The organism is Streptomyces sp. NPDC041940 (genome assembly GCF_055589465.1).
The window spans coordinates 71,010-74,821 of record NZ_JBVJBP010000035.1 but is presented as its reverse complement, the minus strand read 5'-3'; the positions used below and the strand labels follow the sequence as shown (position 1 = coordinate 74,821).

Sequence of the window (3,812 nt, the reverse complement as noted above, 5' to 3'; positions counted from 1 at the left end):
CCCATCGAGCTGGTTGCGCATAGTTGCGCACTGACCGTCCCGCGCCGGTGCGACGGCGGGCAAAACCCGGGAAGCCAGCTCTGAAGCCCTGCGAGCGGGGTCTGAGGCCCGGCCGCAGTACAGGTGATCGGTGGTTGTCCGTTGTGATGGACTCGTGTCGCTGCAGGGCTTCTGGGCAGCGGCGCCGAGGCAGCGGTGTCCTCATGGATGCCGGTCACCTGCGTACGCAGGTGCGTACGCGAAACCCCACCCTCACGCATCAATGGTTGCGTTAGAGTGGGGTCACCGACTTAGTTGACAATTAAGTCCCTATCTAAGTCGTCATCTAAGTGCGGACGGGGCCCCCGCCGCTGCAACGGCAAGGGCCCCGTGCTGCGTTCCGGCGTGGTCCCCAGCTCAGTTGGCTTGAGCTGGGGGCTACGTCAGCAGAAGCCCCGCACAATCGCGGATGATCCGCCACATATAGAACGCGGTGACCGTCACGGGAGCCATCCAGAGTCGGATGGTCTTACCCATCCTCTTCCGGCGGACCAGCTTCGGCCTTTTATGCTTCCCCATTGATCTTCCCCTCGGGACGTGGGCCACAGGTTTGTCAGACCTCTGGCCAGAAGGCCCGCTGTGCGGCCCCTCCCAAGGTTCTCCTCGCTGGAACGGCACCACCCTACGTGGTGTCAGCTGTACTCACGGCCCTTTTGCCGAGGATGAGTTGGCGCGGCGGTGGGTAGGCGACGCCCGTGATCAGCGCAGCGTTACCCGGCCGGGCGGCCGGATCCAACGTCTGTCTCCGGCCCGATGCGTGAAGAGGGTTGGCGTTGAGCGATATTCGTGGATTCAGTAACTCTGGGTAGTCCGGGCGGCGGCTGAACTCGGACTCGGCCGGGCGCGCACGAAAATGGCTTCGCTCGCTGGAGCGTTCACGAAGGCCGGAGCCCCAGGACGGCAGATCTCCCGGGGCTCCGTGACGTTGGACGGCGGGGTGCTACTGCACCAGCGCTCCGAGGGCCTGCTCGGCCATCTGCACGCCCATCATGGCGGCCATGGTGGTGCCGGCCTCCAGGAGCTTGTCCTTGAGCTGGGTGGTGAACTGCCCCAGGCGGCCCGGCTCGGGAGTCTCCGAGGTCGCTTCGTCGTGGAGGTTCTGGGCGACGCGCTCCAACTCCACACGCTCCGGCTCGGGCATGCCCAGCGTGCTGCTGATCTGTCCGACGTACCCGGCCAGCTGAACGAACAGCGTCGGGTCGACGCCGCCGGTGTTGTTCTGCGTGAAGTGCTGCTGTTCGCCGATGATGACCCCCTTGGCGTTCGGCAGCCAGGTGTTGTACGTGGCGCCGGGCCGGGGCTGGTTGATGTGGTCCTGCACGCTTCCTCCAGTCAGGGCACAGCTGACGCCCTGGGGGGTGATGGCGACCGTGGCCGGGTCGGTGTCGATGTGCTCGATCAGCTTGTGCTGGGACAGGTGGGCGAGCACTTCGTGTAGCTCGGTGCCGGTGATCTCGGATCCGGCGAAGTAGGCGGCGGGCGTGGCGAGGAACAGGGCCGGGTTGATGGGCTCCTGGTCGCCGACGGTGTCGAACAGCCACCGGTGGAAGGCGTCCATGGTGTAGCGGAGGCGGGCGGCGCGGTCGCCGCGCCGCTTCTTCAGCCGGTGGATCGCGGCGCGGCCCGCGTCGGTGAGGTAGACCGTGGGGGCGTCGTCGAGGCCGCGCGAGTTGCGGACCAGGTCGCGCTCTTCCAGCTCGTAGGCCAGCACGGAGGGGTCCTCGTCCGACAGCTGCTGCTCTTCGACGAACCGGGTCACGTCGACGTGGTGCGCGCGGTTCTGCTGAGCGTGCTCGTCGAGCCACATCAGGAGTCTTGCCAGGACCGGGTCGCCTTCGGCGGTGTCGCGGCCGGGCATGGTTCCTCCTGTGCCAGTCGCCTCAGTCTGGATCGGCACCCGGGGGGGGTTCCGCTTGGCTGCGCGCTCGTAGTCCTTGGCGATGCCCTTGAGGTGCTTTTCGATCGCTCGTCGCTGGCTGCTGGAGTTGAGGGCCACGTTGCCCTCCTGTCTCAGGTGCCTCAGCCCAGGGTACGGAGCGGGTCCGACAATGGGCCTTGCTTGTGGTCAGCTCTCGTGGTCCTCCGGGTCGGTGAGCAAGTTGACGACGTCGGCGTCGGTCATCCAGATCACCTGCGTCTCGTGGGCGTCGCCCGCCGCTCCGGGGACGCTGGTCTCGGGCATGCCGTCGAGGATGATGTGGACGAGGGCCGAGCGTCCCGGCCAGAGGGTCGCGACCGTAGTGCAGCGCGGCGATGCCGACAGATGGCGTTCGGGGTCTCACGGAGTCCCACCGCCTGGTCGTCGTCGAACGAGGCCGGGGCCGCCGGGGTGGCGTCGCCCAGGTCGGCGGCCGAGACCGGTCGGGCACGGCCGCAGGCTGGGGGCGCGGGCGGTTTCAGAACGGCGGCCCCGTGTCGGGCTTCCCGGCCTGACCCACGTACAGCCGCGCAGGGAGTCGTAGACCACAGGCCGCCCTGTGTCAGCGCCTCCGGCGCCGCTGAAGAAGGCATCTGCCGGGGTCAATTCGGGGCGCCTGCAGCAATGTGCAGCGGTCAAAAAGCTGCCGCCGAAAAAACTTTGGATCGCTGTGTGACATTCACACTTCCAAGCCGCACATCACGCAGTACAACCAGGCGACTGCCTGTGAACTCAGTACGCGTGCGACAAGGGCGTCGTCGAGGGGTCAGAGCGGTCCAAGACGGAGGAATTTACATGTGTGCGGTGCATCAGGTCGCGGAGGCCGTCGATGCGGGGCTGCCGGGCAACCGGACGGCCCGGGTTCAGCGCGATGCTGCCCGGGTCAACGAACTGGCCGAGAGCGGCTTCACCGGGGTGGCCTACAAGGTGTTCGAGAACGACCTGTGCCGGGAGGCCTGGCCCATCCTGAGGGGCATGCTCCGTGAGGGCCGACTTCCCCGGATCGCGCTGAAGTCGTTCAGGCGCAAGGCGCTGGTCGAGGGCGGCTGGAACCCCGACTACAGGGGAGGCCGGGGGCCAGCTGCCTGACCACGTACTTCGTGGGCCAGTGCATCTGGGAGTTCCGCCGGGTGTACACGACCTGGGCGCAGAACCGCCAGAGGTGGGCGGAGCTGCACGCGCTGTACGACGGCTCCGAGGAGACCGCGCGCGAGAGCCCGAGGCTCTTCGGCCGACTCCTGGCGGCAGAGACCGTCTCCGCGACCGAAGCTGCAGTGCTCAGCACCAACTTCGCCGACATCCTGGGCGAACAGCCCCCGATCACCCAGGCGGTCATCAGCCTGACCATCGAGGGTTACAACGACACCGACATCGCCGACGAGCTGAACCTCACCCACGCCGCAGTTCGCATGCGCAAGACCCGCTTCCGTAAGGCGCTGTACGACGCGGCCCGGGAACGGCGCATCTGGATCCCCGAGCAGTTCCACACCAAGGCCGGGGCCCGCCGCCGCACCAAGCGAGGTGCCGCGTGACCAGTCATCTGCTCATGTTCCTGTTGCTCGTACTGGGTATGTGCATCCTTTTCTCTGCCCTCGCCGGCTTCATCGGATACGGCATCGCTCGCCTGGTCGGGGCCCCGGTGGACAAGGCGATCGGCTGGGGGAGCATGGTGGCCTTCAGCGTCATGTCGCTGTGCATCGCGCTGCTGGCCGTCGTCGTGCCGCTCGTCACGTGAGGACGGGCCGGGGCGGGGGGGGGGGGGGAGCTCGCACCCGGCGGGGGGGGTGGTGGTTGTGGCGTAACCCCCGTAGCTGTTTCCGTTGCTTCCGTCTCCCCACGGATATCTCCCCCCCCC

General features: G+C 67.4%; 4 protein-coding genes. 3 read left to right on the top strand and 1 reads right to left on the bottom strand.

Annotated features, from left to right (window positions below; translation table 11 throughout):
* Positions 1 to 979: 979 nt before the first annotated feature.
* Positions 980 to 1,897: a hypothetical protein gene (locus tag ACZ6I3_RS37940; RefSeq protein WP_469420893.1), complete on the bottom strand. Its 918-nt coding sequence runs from the start codon at positions 1,895 to 1,897 to the stop codon at positions 980 to 982.
* An 855-nt stretch (positions 1,898 to 2,752) separates the two neighbouring features.
* Between ACZ6I3_RS37940 and ACZ6I3_RS37935 the strand changes: the two genes are divergently transcribed.
* Genes ACZ6I3_RS37935 through ACZ6I3_RS37925 form a run of 3 tightly spaced genes read left to right on the top strand, consistent with a single transcriptional unit; the run spans position 2,753 to position 3,692 of the window.
* Complete coding sequence (locus ACZ6I3_RS37935) at positions 2,753 to 3,046, top strand: hypothetical protein (RefSeq protein ID WP_469420892.1); 294 nt, start codon at positions 2,753 to 2,755, stop codon at positions 3,044 to 3,046.
* 11 nt (positions 3,047 to 3,057) lie between these two features.
* Positions 3,058 to 3,489 carry an RNA polymerase sigma factor gene (locus tag ACZ6I3_RS37930; protein ID WP_469420891.1) on the top strand — a complete coding sequence of 144 codons (432 nt, stop codon included), beginning with the start codon at positions 3,058 to 3,060 and terminating at the stop codon, positions 3,487 to 3,489.
* A complete protein-coding gene (locus ACZ6I3_RS37925) occupies positions 3,486 to 3,692 on the top strand; it encodes a hypothetical protein (RefSeq protein WP_469420890.1) in 207 nt (68 codons plus the stop codon). Before ACZ6I3_RS37930 ends, ACZ6I3_RS37925 begins: the two co-directional genes overlap by 4 nt.
* Positions 3,693 to 3,812: the final 120 nt, after the last annotated feature.